Below are 19335 nucleotides of genomic sequence, written 5' to 3'. Positions count from 1 at the left end.
GGGCAAGAGACAAAAAAGGCAGCCATCGGCTGCCTTTTTGCACAGAGGGGCGGATCACCCGAGCTGGAACAGCAGGGGCCAGCCCTGCTCGTGGCAGTAGCGGTGCTCCTTTTCCAGGTTCTGCATCAGCAACTTGTTCTCGTCGCACCAGTCCAAGGGCAGGGTGACCACCAGCTGATCCCCGGCGGCCTGCACGTTCCACTCGGGCAGCAGGTTGTCCTGACGCCTGTGGTGGGCCGCCACCGCGAGGCGGAGGATGCGGATGCAGCGCAGCACCGTCTGCTCGTCGTGGTTGGGCAGGGCGGGCAGCTCGGAGAGCTTGAGCCCCTTGCGATGAAAGCGCACCAGGGCCGCCAGCAGGGCCTGATCGTCCTGGTTGAAGCCGGGCAGGTCGGTGTTTTGCAAGATGTAGGCGGAGTGTTTGTGGATGCCGCTGTAGTTGATGGCAAGACCGATCTCGTGCAGCCGCGCCGCCCAGCCGAGGATGGCGCGATAGGGCTCTTCCGGCATCTCCCAGGGGCCGCTCAGGGCGTCGAACAGGGAGAGGACGCTGCGCTCTACCCGGGTGGCCTGGCGCTTGTCGATGCGATAGTGGGTGCTGAGCGCAAGCGCGGTACGTTCGCGAATGTCGTGATGCTGCAGACGCTCCTCGAACTCGTAGAGCAGCCCTTCGCGCAGGGCGCCGTCGGAGTACTCCATCCGCTCGATGGGCAGGGAGGTGAAGAGCCCGAGCAGGATGGCCACCGCGGCGGCAAAGACCCCCTGACGCTCCTCGGTGAGGCCTGCCAGTTTGAGCTGGTCGACCCGCTTGTGCTTGAGCATCTCTTCTTTCAGCCGCTCCAGTCCCGCCAGGGTGATGGCACCATCGGTCCACTCTTCTCCCTGCAACACGTCGCGCACGGTGCGGATGGAGCCAGAGCTGCCGAGGCAGCTCTGCCAGCCCAGCTTGCGGTACTGGTTGATGATGGGGGCGAGCTGATGCTGGGCTTCCAACACGGCGGCGTTGAAGGCCTTCTCGCTGAGCTTGCCGTTGCCAAAGAAGCTCTGGGTGAAGCTCACGCAGCCCATCTTGCGGCTGGTGAGCGCCAGTGGGGAGAACCCCTCGCCGATGATGAGCTCGGTGCTGCCGCCGCCGATGTCCACCACCAGCACCTGGCCCTCGATGTGCTGGGTATGGGCGACCCCCTGATAGATGAGGCGGGCCTCTTCCTGGCCGCTGATGATCTCGATGGGGTGGTTGAGCACCTTGGCCGCCTCGCGCACGAAGTCGCGAGCGTTGCTGGCGCGGCGCAATGTGTAGGTGCCGGCGATGCGGATCTGATCCGGCTTGATGTTGGTGAGCCGCTCGGCGAACAGGGCGAGGCAGTCCAGCCCGCGCGCCATGGCCTCCGGGGACATGCGGCGCTGCTCATCCATCCCTTCGGCGAGGCGCACTCGCTCCTTGATGCGATCGATGATCTGCATCCGCCCCTCGGTGAGGCGGGCAATGACCATGTGGAAGCTGTTCGATCCCAGGTCGACAGCGGCGTACAGACTATTGTCCATGGTTTGACTCTATGCGTTTGAGGTAGTCGTAAATCGCCACCTGGGAACGGACCTTGCGGCGGTTGCCCCGCTTCACGTACTCGTTCTTCTGGTCGGCATCGATCACCCGCGCCTTGCAGGTATCACTCAGTTGTAGCTCGAGAATGTCGAGGATGCGCTGCTTGAGCCGCTCGTCATAGATGGGGGTGCCCACCTCGATGCGACCGTCGATGTTGCGGCTCATCCAGTCGGCACTGGAGATATAGAGCTGGGGATTGCCCTTGTTGTGGAACACCATCACCCGCGGATGTTCGAGGAAACGGTCGATGATGCTGATGACCCGGATGTTGTCGCTCAGGCCCGGCACCCCCGGGCGCAGGGCGCACATGCCCCGGATGATCATCTGGATGGGCACCCCGGCCTGGCCGGCGGCATAGAGCCGGTTGATGAGGTCTCTGTCCACCAGGTTGTTGATCTTGAGGGTGATACCGCTGGGTTGCCCCGCCTTGGCGTTGGCCAGCTCGTTGTCGATGAGGCGATAGAGCTGGCGGCGGCTGTTGATGGGGGAGACCAGCAGGTGGTTGAACTTGTAGCGCCGGTACGGGTACTCGATGTACTCGAACACGCTCTCCACCTCGGCGGTGATGTCCGGATGGCGGGTCAGCAGGGAGAAGTCGGTGTAGATCTTGGCGGTCTTCTCGTTGAAGTTGCCGGTCCCGATATGGGCGTAGCGCACCGCCTCGCCGTTCTCGTGGCGGGTGATGAGGCAGAGCTTGGAGTGGATCTTGAGGCTGGGCACCCCGAACACCACCTTGACGCCTGCGTCGGTCAGGATGTTGGCCCAGTCGATGTTGGCTGCCTCGTCGAAGCGGGCGCGCAGCTCCACCACCACGGTCACCTTCTTGCCGTTGTTGGCGGCGTCGATGAGGGAGTGGATGATCCGCGACTTCTTGGCCACCCGATAGATGTTGATGCGAATGGCACTGACCGCCGGGTCGAAGGCCGCCTGGCGCACCAGCTCGGTGAAGTGGTGGAACTTGTGGTACGGGTAGTAGAGCAGGATGTCCTGCTTGGCGATGGCGTCGAAGGCGTTGACGAAGCCGTCAAAGTCGCGGCAATCGAGGGCCGGCAGCTTGGGGTTTTCCAGATAATCCCGGCCCACATTGGGGAAGCCGATGAAATCCTTGAAGTTGTGATAGCGCCCACCGGGCATGATGGCGTCGTAGGAGCTGATCTGCAGCTTGAGCTTCAAGAAGCTTATCATGGCCGCCGGCATCTCCCGCTCGTAGACGAAGCGCACCGGCATGGCGGTGAGGCGCTGTTTCAAGCCGTCACTCATCTTGTCCACCAGGCTGAGGTCCAGCTGGTCGGAGAGGTCATATTCGGCATCCCGGGTCAGCTTGACCGCGTAGGCGGCAATCTCGTCGTAGTCGAAGAAGCCCTTGAAGATCTCGTCCAGACAGAAGCGGATGACGTTGTCCAGGATGATGATCTGCTTCTTGCGACGGGTGCCCTCCGGCGGTAGCTGGAAGAAGCGGGGCAGATCGTCGGTGGGCACTTCCACCAGGGCGTACTGGATCACCTGGCCGTTCTTCTTCATCTCGATGGCGAGATAGGTGTGCTCGTCTTTCAGGAACTTGACCGGGTTGACCTCCTTGTTGAGGAGGATGGGGATGATGTGGCGCAGCACCTTTTCCCGAAAGAAGATCCGCAGCCACTGCTGGATGGACTCGGAGAGCTGGCTTTCGTTCACCAGGAAGATGTTGTGGCGGGCCAGCGCGATCAGCAGCTCCTTGTAGGTGTTGTCGAACGCCTCGCCGAGCGCCATCACCTTCTGCTGGATGGCGCGCAGCAGCACCTTGGCCTCGTCGTCGCCGCCGTGGACTTCGTTGATGAGGATGCGGCGCTTGACGTCCGACACCCGAACCTTGAAGAACTCGTCCTGATTGGAGGAGAAAATCCCGAGGAAGCGGACCCGCTCGATGAGGGGTACCGTCTTGTCCATCGCCTCTTGCAACACCCGTTCATTGAATGAGAGCCAGCTAAGCTCTTTCTCTTCATACTGCTTGTCGGTGCTCATCTGGTGCCTCTTTGCTCTGGTTGCGTCTGCGCGGAAGTTATGGCGTCAAACCATGACAAATTTATGACAGGCGACACTATTCGCTCAGATCCTGATCGATGTCGACGACGAGGTCGTCGGAGAGGGACTCCAGGGCCGTGACGAGATCGTCCAGTTCGAGCTGCGGCGGCAGGGCCACCAGGGCGTGGGCATAGAAGAGGGGGGCGCCTGAGTGGGGCGCAGGTTCGCAACCTGTGGTGAGGTCGGCGACGTTGATGTTGAGCTGTCGCAGGATGCTGGCCACTTCGTGGACGATGCCCGGTCTGTCGTTGCCGGTGACGCTCAGCATCACCTGATGGGCCGGTTGCGGGCTGAGCTGCCCTTCGGCGAAGCTCACGGTGAGGCCAGGCAGCATCACCAGGGCCTCGCACAGGCTGCGGTAATGCTCGTCAGGCACGGCGACGTGCAAAATGCCGGCAAATTGCCCCGCCAGCTCGCTCATGGAGCTGGCCAGCCAGTTGCCCTGCTGCCGGGTGATGGTATCGGCCAGGCTCTCGACGATCCCGGGTTTGTCTGCGCCGATCACGGTGACGACCAATTGCTTTTGCATCCTGCTCTCCTTGAATGGGGCTGCGTGGGGTCCGTTGACGCCTGGCGGCGACGGGGAGTGCGCCAGAACGTCCATGGGCTCTAGCATTGTGCCTGCTGTGACAGGCCATATGAAGCCCGCCTTGCGCAAATTCAGTGAAAAAACGCGAATGCCGGGACGGGCTTGATATCTGCGCTGCCTGAGTCGCTTTCCCCGTGGTAGAGTGTGCCCCTTCCTCTGGTGTGAACTGAGTTTGTCTTGTAAACGGGATGTGCGTGTATGAATAGCCTTGTCGTATCGGGAGCCGTGTTGCTGGGGTTGCTCCTGCTGGTGATCGTCTGGCGCAGGGAGAAAGGGGGCAAGGCCGAGCCCTATGATCTGCAGGAAACCTTGATGAGCCCAGCCGAGCGCACCTTCTTCGGGGTGCTGGATCAGGCGGTGGGGGACAAGGCCCGTGTCTTTGCCAAGGTACGAGCCTCCTTTGTACTGGCGCCCGAGGCGCACCTTGGCAAGGGCAAGCGCCAGCAGGCGCTCGGCAAGATAGGGGAGAAGCACTTCGATTTTCTGCTCTGCCACCCGGCGGATCTCTCTTTCCTGTGTGCCGTGGAGCTGGATGACGAGGGGCACCGCCACCAGAAGCGCAAGACGCGGGATCTCTTCCTGAAGGCGGCCTGCGATGGCGCCGGCCTGCCGCTGTTGCAGATCCCGGCCAGCAGCCACTACCAGGTCGACGAGTTGCGGGAGCAACTGCTGCCCCTGCTGGCGAGAACGACGGCGCCGGTGGATGACCTGCTGCCCGGCGAACGCCGCGAACCGACCTTCAGCCCGCTGCTGCTCGATGGCGTCGATCTGGGCACGTCACACCCGGGGGCTGCCAGGGAGCCCCAGGTGCCGCCCCCCCAGGCCGAAGAGGCAATGCCGATGTTGATGGAGGAGAATCCCTTCCTCGATCCGGGTGAGGAGGAGCCCCGGGAGACGATCCCCCATTGCCCCCGCTGTGCCGCGCCCCTGGTGGCACGGGAAGCACGAAAGGGTCCCCATGCCGGTCGCCTGTTCCTCGCCTGCAGCCGGTTTCCCGAGTGCCGCTATGCCGCTCCCCAGGAGAGCGTGAAACACTGAGCCCTCCTCTGACGCCGCACCCTGTCGGCGTCATTCTTTCCCCTTCGCTGGTTTTCATCCGATACTCAATCTGGTTGGAAGCGTGATCCCAGTCCCGCCAGGGTCCGGGAGGATGCGACAAGTTTTGACAATCCGCCAGAATTTTGGCACTTTGTCCCCCTTATGACACAGTGCGAAATTGGTTTTGATAAGCACTTAAAAAACAATAACTTGGCGTCAGGTGTGAAAATATGGATAGGATGGCTATGGGTGTGCTGCTTGTTGATGCCGATGATGTGCGGCGCCAGCAACTGGGGACTGTGCTCTCCTTCATGGGGATCCCCTGGCAGGAGGTGGTGGAGAGCGATCTCGATGTGGCCATCGAGACTGCCGGGCCCTTGCAGGGAATTCTGGCCGGGGAACTGCGCGAGCGCGCCCTGAGTGAGCTGCTTGCCGCCCATCCTCGTCTGCCCTTCCTCTCCCTGATGCCGGCGAACCATGGCTGCAGCAACTTCATCGGGGTGGCCGAGGCGCCCTTTACCTATGAGTCCCTCACCCGTCATCTGCACTTCTGTCAGGCCTTCATCTCCCTGCATCCCCGTCATCAGACCCACGACAAGGGTCAGACCCTGCTGCGCCTGCTGGTGGGCAAGGGGAGGGGCATCCAGGAGGTGCGCCGTCTCATCGGCCAGGTGGCCGAGACCGACGCCAACGTACTGATCCTCGGTGAGTCCGGAACCGGCAAGGAAGTGGTGGCTCGCGCCATCCACGAGTTGTCCGCCCGAAGCGCGGGTCCCTTCGTGCCCATCAACTGCGGCGCCATTCCGGCGGAACTGCTCGAGAGCGAGCTGTTCGGTCACGAGAAGGGGGCCTTCACCGGTGCCATTGCCGCCCGGCGCGGCCGCTTCGAACTGGCCCAGGGGGGCACCCTCTTCCTCGACGAAATCGGCGATATGCCGCTGCCGATGCAGGTCAAGTTGCTGCGGGTGCTGCAGGAGCGCCAGTTCGACCGGGTCGGGGGCGGCAAGGCCGTCCAGGCAGATGTGAGGGTGATCGCGGCGACCCACCGGGATCTGGAAGCCATGATCCGCACCCAGGCGTTTCGCGAAGATCTCTACTACCGCCTCAATGTGTTTCCCATCGAGACCCCCCCCCTGCGGGATCGGGCCGACGACATCCCGCTGCTGCTGCAGGAGCTGCTCAATCGCCATGCCGAACAGCACAAGGGGATCATCCGTATGACCCAGCGCGCCATGGAGTCCCTGATGCAGTACGCCTGGCCCGGCAACGTGCGCGAGCTGTCCAACCTCATCGAGCGCCTGCTCATCCTCTATCCGAACCAGATCGTCGATGTGGCGGATCTGCCCGGCCGCTATCGCCTGCTGCCCTGCGAGCCACGAGATGAACGGCTCACCGAGATGGACGAGCGGGACGCCCTGGCTGCCGTGTTCCAGTCCCCACCAGAGCTGGATCCCGGCATCGCCATGCCCCTGCCCATGCAGTTGCCTCAAGAGGGGGTCAACCTCAAGGAGATGCTGGCCGACCTCGAGGTGGAGCTGATCCGCCAGGCCCTGGAGTCCCAGGACGGGGTAGTGGCCCGCGCCGCCGACCTGCTCAGCATGCGCCGCACCACCCTGGTGGAGAAGATGAAGAAGTACGGCATGAGCAAGGACAATTGAGGTCAACGCTTTGACGCATTGAGCCAATGCATTGATAAATAACGTCTATTTTGCTGGCATGGAAATTGAATAAGCTGACTCAATCGCCAGTTTGAGGTCAGCTTTATGACAATCTTGCAGCAGGATGCCCCCCTCCAGTCACATGAAGTGAGTCAGCTTTACGCCATCTTCACGGCGCTGCCGACCGGCGTGCTGCTGCTCGATGGCGAGGGGCTGATCACCCGCGCAAACCCTGCCGCCCTGGCGCTGCTGGGAGAGCCACTGGAAGGCCTTTCCTGGCGCCAGATCATCGCCCGCTGCTTCGAACCCCGTGAGGATGACGGTCATGAGATCTCCTTGCGCGACGGCCGCCGGGTCCAGCTGTCGACCCAGCCGCTGCCGGATCAGCCCGGCCAACTGGTGTTCATTACCGACTTGACCGAGACCCGCCAGTTGCAGGACAGGGTCAATCACATGAAGCGCCTCTCCGCCCTTGGCAACATGGCGGCTTCCCTGGCGCACCAGATCCGCACCCCGCTCTCCGCCGCCATGCTCTATGCGGCCAACCTGGCCAACCGCACCCTCAAGCCTGAATCCCGCAGCCAGTTCCAGCAAAAATTGATGGCGCGCCTGCAGGATCTCGAGAAGCAGATCAACGACATCCTGCTGTTTGCCCGCAATGGCGACAACCAGGTGGTGGCGCCCCTCTCGGTGCAGGGCTTGCTGGCGGAAGTGCAGGCGGGGGCCGAAGCCTTCTGCCAGCAGCAGGGCTGCGCCTTGCATCTGGAGGCCCCTGAGCCCGATCTCTGTCTGCTTGCCAACAGCAGTGCCCTGGCGGGGGCCATCAACAACCTCATCGCCAATGCCCGGCAGGCCGGCGCCGATTCGCTCCTGGTGAGCGCTGTGCGCAGCGGCAACCGGGTGGAGATGCGGGTCATCGACAACGGCAAGGGGATGGCCCCCACCCTGCTCAACCAGATCTTCGAACCCTTCTTTACCACCCGATCCCAGGGCACGGGCCTCGGTCTTGCGGTGGTGCAGTCGGTGGTACGAGCCCATCAGGGGGAGGTGAGCGTGGCCTCGGTCCCTGGCGAGGGCACCTGTTTTACCCTGTCCTTCCCCCTGCATCAGCAACAGGTTCAGTTGGGGGGCGTGGCATGAGGCGCGCAAAAGCCGGAGCGCCGGTGAAGATGATTCTCGACAAGGCCATGTTGGTTGTAGGAGGTGTGGCATGACCCAGGCTCGCATTCTGGTGGTGGAAGATGACAACGGCCTGCGCGAGGCGCTGGTGGATACCCTGCTGCTCGGTGGCTATGAGTGCCGCGAGGTGGACAGCGGCGAGCGGGCCCTGCTTGCCCTGTCCCGTCAGCGCTTTGACATGGTGATCTCCGACATCCAGATGGGGGGCATGGATGGTCTGACTCTGCTCGCCAACATCCGCCAGCAATATCCCCAGGTACCTGTGCTCCTGATGACTGCCTACGCCAACATTGACGGGGCGGTGCGCGCCATGCGCGAGGGGGCGATCGACTATCTGGCCAAGCCCTTCTCCCCCGAGGTGCTGCTCAACCAGGTCAGCCGTTATGTGCCGGCCCAGAAGGTGGAGAAGCGTGCCGTGGTGTACGGGGACCCCAGGACTGCGGAGCTGTTCCAGCTGGCGACCCGGGTGGCCAGAAGCGAAGCCACCGTCATGGTGACCGGACCGAGCGGGACGGGCAAGGAGGTGTTGGCTCGCTACATTCACGACCACTCCAGCCGGGCAGAGCAGGCCTTCGTCGCCATCAACTGCGCCGCCATTCCGGAGAACATGCTGGAAGCGACCCTGTTTGGCTACGAGAAGGGCGCCTTCACCGGTGCGGTGCAGGGGTGCCCTGGCAAGTTCGAGCAGGCTCAGGGAGGAACCCTGCTGCTCGACGAGATCACCGAGATGGATCTGGGGCTGCAGGCCAAGCTGCTGCGGGTCTTGCAGGAGAAAGAGGTGGAGCGGCTCGGCAGCCGCAAGATGATCCCCCTCGATGTGCGGGTCATTGCCACCAGCAACCGGGATCTGAAAAAAGCGGTGCAGGACGGGCTGTTCCGCGAGGATCTCTATTACCGCCTCAACGTCTTCCCCCTGCGCTGGACGGCGCTCTGGGAACGCCCGGGTGACATTCTTCCCCTGGCGGAGCATCTGCTGGCGCTGCATGCCAGCCAGATGGGGCTGCCGACGCCGCAGCTCGCAGAGGACGCACGAGAGCGTCTGATGGCTCACCCCTGGCCCGGCAACGTGCGCGAGCTCGACAACGTGGTGCAGCGCGCCCTGATCCTCTGTCCAGACGGCCTCATCGACTGTGAGCACCTGATCCTGGAGGAGACGGACGAGACCCTGGTGCGCCCGCTCGAGCGGCTGTCAGGGGAGGGGCTCGGTGGCGAACTCAAGCAGCAGGAGCACCAGATCATTCTGGACACCCTGCAGGAGTGCAACGGCAGTCGCAAAGCGGTGGCCGACAAGCTCGGCATCAGCCCGCGCACCCTGCGCTACAAGCTGGCCCAGATGCGTGACGCCGGCATCGAGCTGCCCGCCTAGTCCTGACAAGCGCATGGCCTTGCCGGTCCGGCTCGATTATCATGGGCCCTGACGATCGGAATCCGGCTCCCCGCGCAGTACATGGGGAGCCCAGCTAGGAGACCCCCATGATCTCTCATCGTAAACTGGAAAGCCTACTCAACCACCTGCTCGAACCCCATGCCATCAAGGATTACTGCCCCAACGGCCTGCAGGTGGAGGGGCGCGAGCGCATTCGCAAGGTGGTGACCGGCGTCACCGCCAGCCAGGCCCTCATCGATGCCGCCGTGGCCGCCGATGCTGACGCCATCCTGGTTCATCACGGCTACTTCTGGAGCGGCGAGCCGGCCCAGATCACCGGCATGAAGCAGCGTCGTCTCAAGACCCTCTTGACCCACAACATCAACCTGTTTGCCTACCACCTGCCGCTGGACGTGCACCCCGAGGTGGGGAACAACGCCCAGCTTGCCAGGCTGCTCGGCATCAAGGTGCGTCGCGGTCTCGAACCCTGGAACAGCAAGAGCGTGGCCATGGTGGGCAAGCTGGAGGAGCCCATGAGCGGCAGCGATTTTGCCAAGCTGATTGCCGAGCGTCTCGGTCGCGAGCCGCTTCATTGTGGTGACAGTGGTCCCGAGCTCATCCGCTCCGTGGCCTGGTGCACCGGCGGTGGCCAGAGCTACATCAGCCAGGCGGCGGAGCAGGGCATCGATGCCTTCATCTCCGGCGAAGCCTCCGAGCAGACCATCCACACTGCCCGCGAGATGGGCATGCACTTCTACGCCGCAGGCCATCACGCCACCGAGCGCTACGGCGTCAAGGCGCTGGGAGAGTGGCTCGCCACCGTGCACGGGCTGGAGGTCACCTTTATCGATATCGACAATCCGGTGTAGGGCCGATTAGCCGCGCAGCGGCGTCATCGGACGTGATGACAGCCATTGCGCTGGTCGATAGAAATGACAAGGGAGGCCTGAGCCTCCCTTGTGGTGTCTTACTGCTGCTCGCGGTTACTCGCTGGCATAGCCTGCCAGGCCAAGCTGCTTGCCATCGAGGCAGGCAGACCCTTCTCGCATCTGCAAGCGCCCTTCACAGAACCACTGCACCACCAGGGGGTAGATGCTGTGCTCCTGCACCTGGACCCGGGCCGCCACCTCGTCGGCACTGTCCCCTTCGAAGATGGGGACCCGTGCCTGGAGGATCACCGGGCCGCCGTCGAGCTCTTCGGTGACGAAGTGGACGCTGGCGCCGTGCTCGTCATCACCGGCCTCGATGGCGCGCTGGTGGGTGTGCAGACCCTGGTATTTCGGCAGCAACGAGGGGTGGATGTTGATCATCCTCCCCGCGAAGTGGCGCACGAGGTCGGCGCTCAGGATCCGCATAAAGCCGGCCAGCACCACCAGATCCGGCTGATAATCCGCCATCAAAGCCAGCAGGGCGACATCATACTCCTCCCGGCTGGCGAACTGCTGCTGGGCCAGGATGGCGGTTGCCACCCCGGCTTCCCTGGCACGCACCAGGCCATAGGCATCAGCCTTGTTGCTGATGACGCCGACCACCTGACCGGCAATCTTGCCGCCGGCACAGCCGTCGAGGATGGCCTGCAGGTTGCTGCCGCTGCCTGAGATGAGGACGAGGATGCGTTTCATAGGGGAGGTCATCTGGCCGTTGATCCGATCATTCATTGAATGATGACCTGCTCCTCACCATCGGCCGCCTTGGCGATGTGGCCGATGTGCCAGGCGTTCTCGCCTTCGGCCTTGAGCAGGGCCAGTGCCTTGTCCAGCTGATCCGCCGGCAGGGCGATGATCATGCCGACGCCGCAGTTGAAGGTGCGATACATCTCGTGGCGGGTGACGTTGCCTGCCTGTTGCAGCCAGCTGAACACCGCCGGCCACTGCCAGCTCTGCTCGTCGATGACCGCCTGGGTGTTGGCGGGCAGCACGCGCGGGATGTTCTCCCAGAAGCCGCCGCCGGTGATGTGGGACAGGGCGTGGATCTCGCACTCCTTGATGAGCTTGAGCACTGGCTTCACATAGATGCGGGTCGGCTCCAGCAGGGCGTTGGCCAGGGTGGTGTCACCCAGCGGCTGCTGCACGTCGGCCTTGGAGACTTCCAGGATCTTGCGAATGAGGGAGAAGCCGTTGGAGTGGGGACCGCTGGCGGCCAGGGCGATCAGGGCATCCCCTTCGCCAACCTTGCTGCCGTCGATGATCTCGCTCTTTTCCACCACGCCGACGCAGAAACCGGCGATGTCGTAATCTTCCCCTTCATACATGCCAGGCATTTCGGCAGTTTCACCGCCGACCAGGGCACAGCCGGACTGTTCGCAGCCGGCGCCGATGCCGGTGACCACGGCAGCGGCAGTGTCCACGTCCAGTTTGCCGGTGGCATAGTAGTCGAGGAAGAAGAGGGGCTCGGCGCCCTGCACGATGAGGTCATTGACGCACATGGCGACCAAGTCGATCCCTACGGTGTCGTGCTTCTTCAGGTCGATGGCCAGACGCAGCTTGGTGCCCACCCCGTCGGTACCGGAGACCAGTACCGGTTCCTTGTAGCCAGCAGGGATTTGACACAGGGCCCCAAAGCCGCCAAGACCACCAAGGACTTCAGGACGACGAGTGCGTTTTGACACGCCCTTGATACGTTCAACCAGTGCATTGCCGGCATCGATATCTACGCCAGCATCCTTGTAGCTCAGTGAGGTTTTGTCAGTCACGCGTATTCCCCGTCATATAAAGAAGTGGAGGGTAAAATTCGGGGCGTATTCTACCAGCGGGCACGAAAAACCAGAAAGAAAATCGTTTGCGCGTTTTTGAATCGAAAAGCTCTACAAGCCGTGGCTTTTGTTGTATGATTCCGCGATTTTTTTGGCGCCGGTTAGAGGAGATAATAATGAAAGTCGTTGAAGTCAAACACCCCCTGGTCAAGCACAAGATCGGCCTGATGCGCGAAGGCGACATCAGCACCAAGCGTTTCCGTGAACTGGCCAAGGAAGTGGGCAGTTTGTTGACCTACGAAGCGACCTCTGACTTCGAAACCGAAAAAGTGACCATCGATGGCTGGAACGGCCCTGTGGAAGTCGACCAGATCAAGGGCAAGAAGGTCACCGTCGTGCCCATCCTGCGCGCCGGTCTTGGCATGATGGATGGCGTGCTGGAGCACATGCCGAGCGCCCGCGTCAGCGTGGTCGGTATCTATCGCGATGAAGAGACCCTGCAGCCTGTCCCCTACTTCGAGAAGATTGTCAGCAATATCGAAGAGCGTCTGGCCCTGGTCATCGACCCCATGCTGGCCACCGGCGGCTCCATGATCGCCACCATCGATCTGCTCAAGAAGAAAGGTTGCCAGTCCATCAAGGTGCTGGTGCTGGTTGCCGCCCCCGAAGGTATCAAGGCCCTGGAAGCCGCTCACCCGGACGTGGAGCTGTTCTGTGCCTCCATCGACCAGGGGCTGAACGAGAAGGGCTATATCGTCCCGGGTCTGGGGGATGCCGGCGACAAGATCTTCGGCACCAAGTAAGCATCACCCCATCGCCGCGCCCAAGGCGCGCAAACGGAGCCGGCATCCTGCCGGCTCCGCTGTTTCTCCCCCCCTTTGCTTGCTGCCATGCGCGCCTTGCCGCTACCATAAGCACCATCCCCCATTTCGAGAATCTTCTTTATGCTGAAACGCTTAGCGACTCTCCTCTGCTGCTGTCTGCCTCTCGTGGTGTCGGCCGCCCAGGTAACCGACCTCTATCAGGGCAAGGCTCCCACCAGTGGCGACATGACGGCCGCCCAGTCCCAGGCGCTGGGGGATGTGCTCGTCAAGGTGACGGGCAAGCGCGATATCCTCACCCAGCCGGATGTGGTGAAGGCCCTGGCGGCGCCGGCGGATTACGTGCAGCAATACAGCTATCAGGACATCGGCTCGGTCAAGTTTCTCAAGGCGGATTTCAATGTGGCCAAGGTGAACGCCCTGGTCGGCCAGAGCAAGTTTGCCCTGCTTGGCCCGGTGCGGCCGCAGGTCGCCATCTGGCTGGTGGTCGACGAAGGGGAGCGGCGCATTCTGCCGGATCAGTCCGGCGATGGCTGGTCCGAGGCGCTGCGTGCCCAGACCCAGGCCATGGGGCTGCCGGTCAGTCTCCCGCTGATGGACTTGGATGACAACATGGCGGTCAATGCCACCGATGTCTGGGGCCGCTTTGCCGATCCCGTGCTCAAGGCGAGCCAGCGTTACGGCGCTGAAATGGTGGTGCTCGGCAAACTCACCCCGGAGGGGGATGCCTGGAGCATCGACTGGGGTCTTTATGGGTCCAAGCCGGGGGCGCAGGCAGGAGAGCTGACCGAACTGACCAAGGGCTCGGGTTCAGGTACCCAGGCCGAGGTGGCAAAGGGCTTTGCCGATGCCCTTGCCGGTTGGCTGGTGCAGCAGTACGGTACCCGTCTCTCCGGTGTCGCCTCCAGCCAGACCCTGGTGGTGGAGGGGCTGTCCGATATCGATGGCATGATCCAGATCCAGAAGCTGCTGCAGGGGATGGCCAGTGTCACCAAGGTGGCCATCGGCAAGCTGGAAGGGGACAAGGTGACCTTCAACCTCTCGCTGCAGGGGGACAAGGCCGAGCTGGTGAGGGGGTTGCAACTTGAGAGCCGCCTTCATCAGGTGGAAGACAACGAGAACGGCCTGCGCTATCAATGGTCGCAGCCCTGATCCCGGGGAAGGATCCTGACCGCCCGGCATGGTCCGGGCGGTTCTCTATCTGCCCCGCTGGTGATACACTTGCCCGCAAATATCACAGTCAAAGCCCAACGAGTGAAGCAACCGGCCCAACTGTCTTTAGCCGTACAACTACCGGATGATGAAACCTTCGTCAGTTTTTATCCCGGCAACAACGCCCATCTGATCACCGCCCTCAAGAATGCGGCCATCGGTCAGGGCTCGCCCTTCCTCTATTTCTGGGGAGCCAAGGGGTCGGGCCGCTCCCATCTGCTCCATGCCACCTGCGCCGAGGTCAACGCCCGCGACGCGGCTGCGGCCTATCTCTCCCTCGATCAGTTCGAACAGCTTGACCCCAGCATGCTCGATGCTTTGGAGAGCCTGCCCCTGGTCTGTCTTGACAGCCTGGAGGCGATCGCCGGCAACGCCCTGTGGGAGCGGGCCCTGTTCGACTTCTACAATCGCTGGAAGGAGAAGGGGGAGGGGACGCTCATCGTTACCGGCTGCAGCGCGCCACGCAAGCTGGGGCTGCAACTGCCGGATCTCGCGTCCCGTCTCGACTGGGGTGTGAGCTTCCACCTCGACGAGCTGGACGACGAGGGCAAACTCAGCGCCCTGCAACTGCGCGCCGAGCTGCGGGGTTTCAAGCTGCCCATCGACGTGGGCCGTTTCCTGCTCAACCGCCTCTCCCGCGACATGCGCACTCTGCTTGCCACCCTCAATCGTCTCGACAACGCCTCCTTCCGTGCCAAGCGCAAGCTGACCATTCCCTTTGTCAAAGAGATCCTCGAGCTCTGAAAACCTATCCCATTAGGCTAACTTATTCGCCATTTTGAACCTGGGCAGTGCTCGAAATCCTCACGTACTACAGTACGCTCCGGTTTCTGCGCGCTGTCCGTGTTCAAACTGCCTTCAACGATTACGCCTACTGGGATAGGTTCTAAGCCCCATAACGACAAACCCCGGGACTTGGCCGGGGTTTGTTTGCGAGCATTACACAGCTATCAGTGGAACTGATCTTCTTCGGTCGAGCCGGTCAGCGCGGTCACCGACGACTGGCCGCCCTGAATGACGGTGGTCACCTTGTCGAAGTAACCGGTACCCACTTCCTGCTGGTGTGCCACGAAGGTGTAGCCCCGCTCGGCAGCGGCGAATTCCGGCTGCTGCACCATCTCGACATAGTGCTTCATTCCCTCGCCACGGGCGTACTGGTAGGCCAGCTCGTACATGTGGAACCACATGTTGTGGATACCCGCCAGGGTGATGAACTGGTACTTGTAGCCCATGTCGGAGAGCTCCTGCTGGAAGCGGGCGATGGTGGCATCGTCCAAGTTTTTCTTCCAGTTGAAGCTCGGGGAGCAGTTGTAGGCCAGGATCTTGTCCGGGTACTGGGCCTTGATGGCCTCGGCAAATTTGCGCGCCTCGTCCAGATCGGGCTTGGCGGTCTCGCACCACACCATGTCGGCGTAAGGGGCGTAGGCCAGGCCGCGGGAGATGGCCTGCTCGATGCCAGCCTGCACCTTGTAGAAGCCCTCGCTGGTGCGCTCACCGGTCAGGAAGCCGGCATCGTAGGGATCGGCATCCGTGGTCAGCAGATCCGCTGCGTTGGCGTCGGTGCGGGCGATCACCAGGGTGGTGGTGCCGCAGACATCTGCCGCGAGGCGAGCCGCGACAAGCTTTTGCACCGCTTCCTGGGTCGGGACCAGTACCTTGCCGCCCATATGGCCGCACTTTTTCACGGACGCGAGCTGATCTTCGAAGTGCACGCCGGCGGCGCCCGCTTCAATCATCCCCTTCATCAGCTCGAAGGCGTTCAGCACGCCGCCGAAACCGGCTTCCGCATCCGCTACTATGGGCAGGAAGTAGTCGATGAAGCCTTTGTCCTCTGGTCCCACCTTGTTGGCCCACTGGATCTGGTCGGCCCGGGCGAAGGAGTTGTTGATGCGCTCCACCACGGAGGGGACGGAGTTGGCCGGGTAGAGGGACTGATCCGGGTACATGGTGGAGGAGAGGTTGTTGTCCGCCGCCACCTGCCAGCCGGAGAGATAGATGGCTTCGATGCCGGCCTTGGCCTGCTGCACCGCCTGGCCGCCGGTCAGGGCGCCGAGGCAGTTTACATAGCCTTTCTTGGCGCCGCCGTGGATCAGCTCCCACAGTTTGTCGGCGCCGCGTTGGGCCAGAGTGTGTGCCGGCTGCAGGCTGCCACGCAGGTTCACCACGTCCTCGGCGCTGTAGCCGCGCTTGATCCCTTTCCAGCGGGGGTTTTCTGCCCAGTCTTTCTCGATAGCCTGGATCTGTTGCTCACGGGTCAGTGCCATATCAGTTCCCTCTTTCATTGATTTCACGTTTCCATTGACTTGTTATGGGGGCCGTTACCGGCCCGGGTCTCACAGCCGCTCGTAGCCGGGCAGCGTCAGAAAATCGATGAGTGTGTCGGCGCAGGTGATCTCGTCCATCAGGGCGCTTGCCTCGGCGAAACGGCCAGATTGCCAGCGGGCCTCGCCCACTTCGTCTCTGACCACCTCCTGCTCCTCGGCCAGCATCTGGCGGAACAGCGCCTTGGTCACTGCCTGACCGTTGGAGAGGGTCTTGCCGTGGCGGATCCACTGCCAGATGGAGGTGCGGGAGATCTCGGCGGTGGCGGCATCTTCCATCAGTCCGTAGATGGGCACGCAGCCATTGCCGTTGATCCAGGCTTCCAGGTATTGCAGGGCGACGCGGATATTGGTGCGCATGCCCGCCTCGGTGCGATCACCCTCACAGGGGGCCAGCAGGTCGGCGGCCGTGATGGGGGCATCCTGCTCGCGCAGCACGCCGATCTGGTTCTGGGCACCCGCCGGAATGGTGGCGTTGAACACCGCCATGGCGGTATCGGCCAGGCCGGGGTGGGCGACCCAGGTGCCATCGTGGCCGTTGTCGGCCTCGCGCTGCTTGTCCGCGTGCACCTTGGCAAACACCTGTTCGTTGACGGCCGCGTCCTTGGCCGGAATAAAGGCAGCCATGCCCCCCATCGCCAGCGCGCCGCGTTTGTGGCAGGTCTTGATGAGGAGTCGCGAGTAGGCAGAGAGGAACGGCTTGTCCATGGTCACCACCTGACGATCCGGTAGGACGCGATCCGGGTGGTTCTTCAAGGTCTTGATATAGCTGAAGATGTAGTCCCAGCGACCGCAGTTGAGGGCGACGATGTGATCCTTCATCTGATAGAGCAGCTCGTCCATCTCGAATACCGCCGGCAGGGTTTCGATGAGCACGGTGGCCTTGATGGTACCGCGGGGCAGACCAAACCTGTCTTCGGTCCAGGCGAACACCTCGCTCCACCAGCGCCCTTCCAGGTGGCTCTGCAGCTTGGGTACGTAGAAGTAGGGACCGGAGCCCTTGGCCAGCAACGCCTTGTGGTTGTGCAGGAAATAGAGGGCGAAGTCGAACAGGCCGCCGGGAATGGGGGCACCATCAAAGGTGACGTGCTTCTCCGGCAGATGCAGACCGCGAACCCGGCAGATGAGCACGGCCGGGTTGGGATTCAGGGTATAGGCCTTCCCCTCCGGGCTCTGGTAGGCAATGGTGCCGTTGACCGCATCGCGCAGGTTGATCTGGCCCTCGATCACCTTGTTCCAGGCCGGGGCCAGGGAGTCCTCGAAGTCGGCCATGAAGACCTTGACGTTGGAGTTGAGGGCATTGATCACCATTTTGCGCTCGACCGGGCCGGTGATCTCCACACGGCGGTCCTGCAGATCGGCGGGGATGCCGCGCACCGTCCAGTCACCATCGCGAATATGGGCGGTCTCTGGCAGGAAGTCCGGCAACTCGCCGCCATCGATACGGGCCTGGCGTGCGACTCGCTGCTTCAGCAGCTCATTGCGTTGGGGAGCGAAACGTTCCACCAGTTCGGACACCAGGGCCACCGCATCCGGCGTCAGGATCTGCGCGTAATCGGGAAGCATCTCGCCTTGAATGCGCAGGCGGGTGCTGCTGATGGTCTGGGCCGGTGCCGACATAGTGGGTACTCCTCCAAAAGTTACATTTTGAATTTATTAACTACGACTAACGTCTATATCCCTTTCTTTCAAACTCCCCGTAACAGCGGGGTAACACGATTCATAAGGTGCAAAAGAATGGCGGATTCGTCAACTTGATTTTTAAAACGGGTGTTTTTTGATGATAGTTAAGATGCTGTTTTAAATGGGTTTATGTGATTAGTGTAAAAGCTCTTTGCAGATGGTTATGCTCTTGGGTCGCCGGGGCGGCAGGGGGGAGGATTTCGGTAGAGGGGATGGGTTAAAAATGTAACTAATTACGTAATAAAATTACAAATGCAAAAACAAATCCCGACATTACTCCAAGCTTTGCAAAAACAGCTGTATGAAATGCCTTCGTTCAATCCAGCCTGCATGAGGGCTATGAAGTGACCGGTTAGTGAACTGGTGTTTAAAACTAAAATGTCAAATTGGGTCAAAATGACGAAGGCGAACAGGAGAGAGGGAAATGACGAGCAATAACGTAGGTTTGTATCAAGGCGTGTCCATGAAGGAGAGGGAGGTTGGGGCGCAGAAGATGGTCAATTAAACTGATTTTTGAAGAAAAACTAGCATTTTGTCGTTATTTGCGGTGGCGGTCTGTTGGCCGGGGTCAAGGGCGGTGCCGGACAGCAAAACCGGCGTCTTGAACCGCACTATGGCACGGGCTCGTCTCAGTAATCTTCATCCGGGGCGGCGAGATCGATCACATCGAGGTGCACTGAACTGCCAAACCCGTGCTCTGCGGAATCGAGCTCGGAGGGGGTGGGGGAGATCAGGGGCTGAACGGGCTGGGAGTCAACAGCTTGGGTCATGGATGCTTGCCTCATTGATTGCAAGCCGGTCGGTGATTCCATCACCCTAGTGTCCACCTCCCTGTTTTTATGGCCGGCGGAAAAGTTGCGTATCCTAGCGGCACTTTATGAAAGCTTCAAGTGGTTCTGTATAAAATTCATGCCAATAAAAAGTGGCGACCCGATGAACGGGGGAGGCGAGAGGAAAAAGAGGCAAGCGTCGGGCGTGCAGGCAAAAAAATAGCCCAGTCGTTTGACTGGGCTATTTTCGGGGAATTTGGTCGGTGTGAGAGGATTCGAACCTCCGACCCTCTACACCCCATGCAGATGCGCTACCTGGCTGCGCTACACACCGACGGAGTC

General features: G+C 61.8%; 16 protein-coding genes and 1 tRNA gene. 8 read left to right on the top strand and 9 right to left on the bottom strand.

Going from position 1 to position 19335, the window contains the following annotated elements; all coding sequences use genetic code 11:
- Nucleotides 1-54 precede the first annotated feature (54 nt).
- The 3 genes from ppx to AB5Y93_RS16630 all read right to left on the bottom strand — a co-directional run bounded on the left by ppx (nucleotide 55) and on the right by AB5Y93_RS16630 (nucleotide 4193).
- Entirely contained in the window at nucleotides 55-1545 is a 1491-nt protein-coding gene (ppx, locus tag AB5Y93_RS16640; protein WP_182975874.1) for an exopolyphosphatase, read from the bottom strand.
- Nucleotides 1535-3604: a polyphosphate kinase 1 gene (gene ppk1, locus AB5Y93_RS16635; protein WP_010675282.1), complete on the bottom strand. Its 2070-nt coding sequence runs from the start codon at nucleotides 3602-3604 to the stop codon at nucleotides 1535-1537. The genes ppx and ppk1 overlap by 11 nt, the downstream gene beginning before the upstream one ends.
- Before the next feature lie 76 nt (nucleotides 3605-3680).
- Nucleotides 3681-4193 (bottom strand): glycine cleavage system protein R, encoded by a 513-nt coding sequence (locus AB5Y93_RS16630; protein WP_010675281.1) that lies wholly within the window; start codon nucleotides 4191-4193, stop codon nucleotides 3681-3683.
- Between the two features lie 258 nt (nucleotides 4194-4451).
- Here AB5Y93_RS16630 and AB5Y93_RS16625 point away from each other — a divergent pair, with 258 nt between their 5' ends.
- The 5 genes from AB5Y93_RS16625 (at nucleotide 4452) to AB5Y93_RS16605 (ending at nucleotide 10363) form a co-directional block, all read left to right on the top strand.
- The gene (locus AB5Y93_RS16625) at nucleotides 4452-5291 is read left to right on the top strand and encodes a DUF2726 domain-containing protein (protein WP_368229885.1); all 840 of its coding nucleotides are present in this window, start codon (nucleotides 4452-4454) and stop codon (nucleotides 5289-5291) included.
- 239 nt (nucleotides 5292-5530) lie between these two features.
- Nucleotides 5531-6949, top strand: a complete 1419-nt coding sequence (locus AB5Y93_RS16620) for a sigma-54 dependent transcriptional regulator (protein ID WP_368229948.1) — start codon at nucleotides 5531-5533, stop codon at nucleotides 6947-6949.
- 105 nt (nucleotides 6950-7054) lie between these two features.
- Nucleotides 7055-8089 carry a PAS domain-containing sensor histidine kinase gene (locus AB5Y93_RS16615; protein ID WP_368172938.1) on the top strand — a complete coding sequence of 345 codons (1035 nt, stop codon included), beginning with the start codon at nucleotides 7055-7057 and terminating at the stop codon, nucleotides 8087-8089.
- A gap of 70 nt (nucleotides 8090-8159) precedes the next feature.
- Nucleotides 8160-9494, top strand: a complete 1335-nt coding sequence (locus tag AB5Y93_RS16610; RefSeq protein ID WP_010675277.1) for a sigma-54 dependent transcriptional regulator — start codon at nucleotides 8160-8162, stop codon at nucleotides 9492-9494.
- Nucleotides 9495-9601: 107 nt separating this feature from the next.
- Nucleotides 9602-10363 carry a Nif3-like dinuclear metal center hexameric protein gene (locus AB5Y93_RS16605; RefSeq protein WP_368229884.1) on the top strand — a complete coding sequence of 254 codons (762 nt, stop codon included), beginning with the start codon at nucleotides 9602-9604 and terminating at the stop codon, nucleotides 10361-10363.
- Nucleotides 10364-10477: 114 nt separating this feature from the next.
- On the opposite strand, the gene purN is transcribed toward AB5Y93_RS16605, so the two are convergent.
- Together purN and purM are read right to left on the bottom strand one after the other, a co-directional pair.
- A complete protein-coding gene (purN, locus tag AB5Y93_RS16600) occupies nucleotides 10478-11116 on the bottom strand; it encodes a phosphoribosylglycinamide formyltransferase (RefSeq protein WP_043153886.1) in 639 nt (212 codons plus the stop codon).
- A 32-nt stretch (nucleotides 11117-11148) separates the two neighbouring features.
- A complete protein-coding gene (gene purM / locus AB5Y93_RS16595; protein ID WP_010675274.1) occupies nucleotides 11149-12186 on the bottom strand; it encodes a phosphoribosylformylglycinamidine cyclo-ligase in 1038 nt (345 codons plus the stop codon).
- Between the two features lie 176 nt (nucleotides 12187-12362).
- On the opposite strand from purM, the gene upp reads away from it, so the two are divergent.
- From upp to hda, 3 genes are all read left to right on the top strand, one after another.
- The gene (gene upp, locus AB5Y93_RS16590) at nucleotides 12363-12989 is read left to right on the top strand and encodes a uracil phosphoribosyltransferase (RefSeq protein WP_005302745.1); all 627 of its coding nucleotides are present in this window, start codon (nucleotides 12363-12365) and stop codon (nucleotides 12987-12989) included.
- A gap of 141 nt (nucleotides 12990-13130) precedes the next feature.
- Entirely contained in the window at nucleotides 13131-14159 is a 1029-nt protein-coding gene (locus AB5Y93_RS16585; RefSeq protein WP_368229883.1) for a DUF2066 domain-containing protein, read from the top strand.
- A 102-nt stretch (nucleotides 14160-14261) separates the two neighbouring features.
- Nucleotides 14262-14963: a DnaA inactivator Hda gene (gene hda, locus AB5Y93_RS16580; protein WP_010675272.1), complete on the top strand. Its 702-nt coding sequence runs from the start codon at nucleotides 14262-14264 to the stop codon at nucleotides 14961-14963.
- 206 nt (nucleotides 14964-15169) lie between these two features.
- Here the strand turns inward: hda and aceA are convergent, their stop codons facing one another.
- The 4 genes from aceA to AB5Y93_RS16560 form a co-directional block, all read right to left on the bottom strand.
- A complete protein-coding gene (gene aceA, locus AB5Y93_RS16575; RefSeq protein ID WP_041213155.1) occupies nucleotides 15170-16483 on the bottom strand; it encodes an isocitrate lyase in 1314 nt (437 codons plus the stop codon).
- Between the two features lie 69 nt (nucleotides 16484-16552).
- Nucleotides 16553-18160, bottom strand: coding sequence for a malate synthase A (gene aceB / locus AB5Y93_RS16570; protein WP_368229882.1), 1608 nt, complete (start codon nucleotides 18158-18160; stop codon nucleotides 16553-16555).
- A 692-nt stretch (nucleotides 18161-18852) separates the two neighbouring features.
- Nucleotides 18853-18993: a hypothetical protein gene (locus tag AB5Y93_RS16565; RefSeq protein ID WP_010675269.1), complete on the bottom strand. Its 141-nt coding sequence runs from the start codon at nucleotides 18991-18993 to the stop codon at nucleotides 18853-18855.
- A gap of 257 nt (nucleotides 18994-19250) precedes the next feature.
- A tRNA-Pro gene (locus tag AB5Y93_RS16560) sits at nucleotides 19251-19327 on the bottom strand.
- Between the last annotated feature and the right edge of the window lie 8 nt (nucleotides 19328-19335).

Origin of the sequence: Aeromonas sp. R10-1, assembly GCF_040908465.1 — a bacterium.
Taxonomy (GTDB): Bacteria; Pseudomonadota; Gammaproteobacteria; order Enterobacterales; family Aeromonadaceae; genus Aeromonas; species Aeromonas caviae.
The sequence above is the reverse complement of the archived record's forward strand: the minus strand, read 5'-3'. Positions and strand labels throughout refer to the sequence as shown.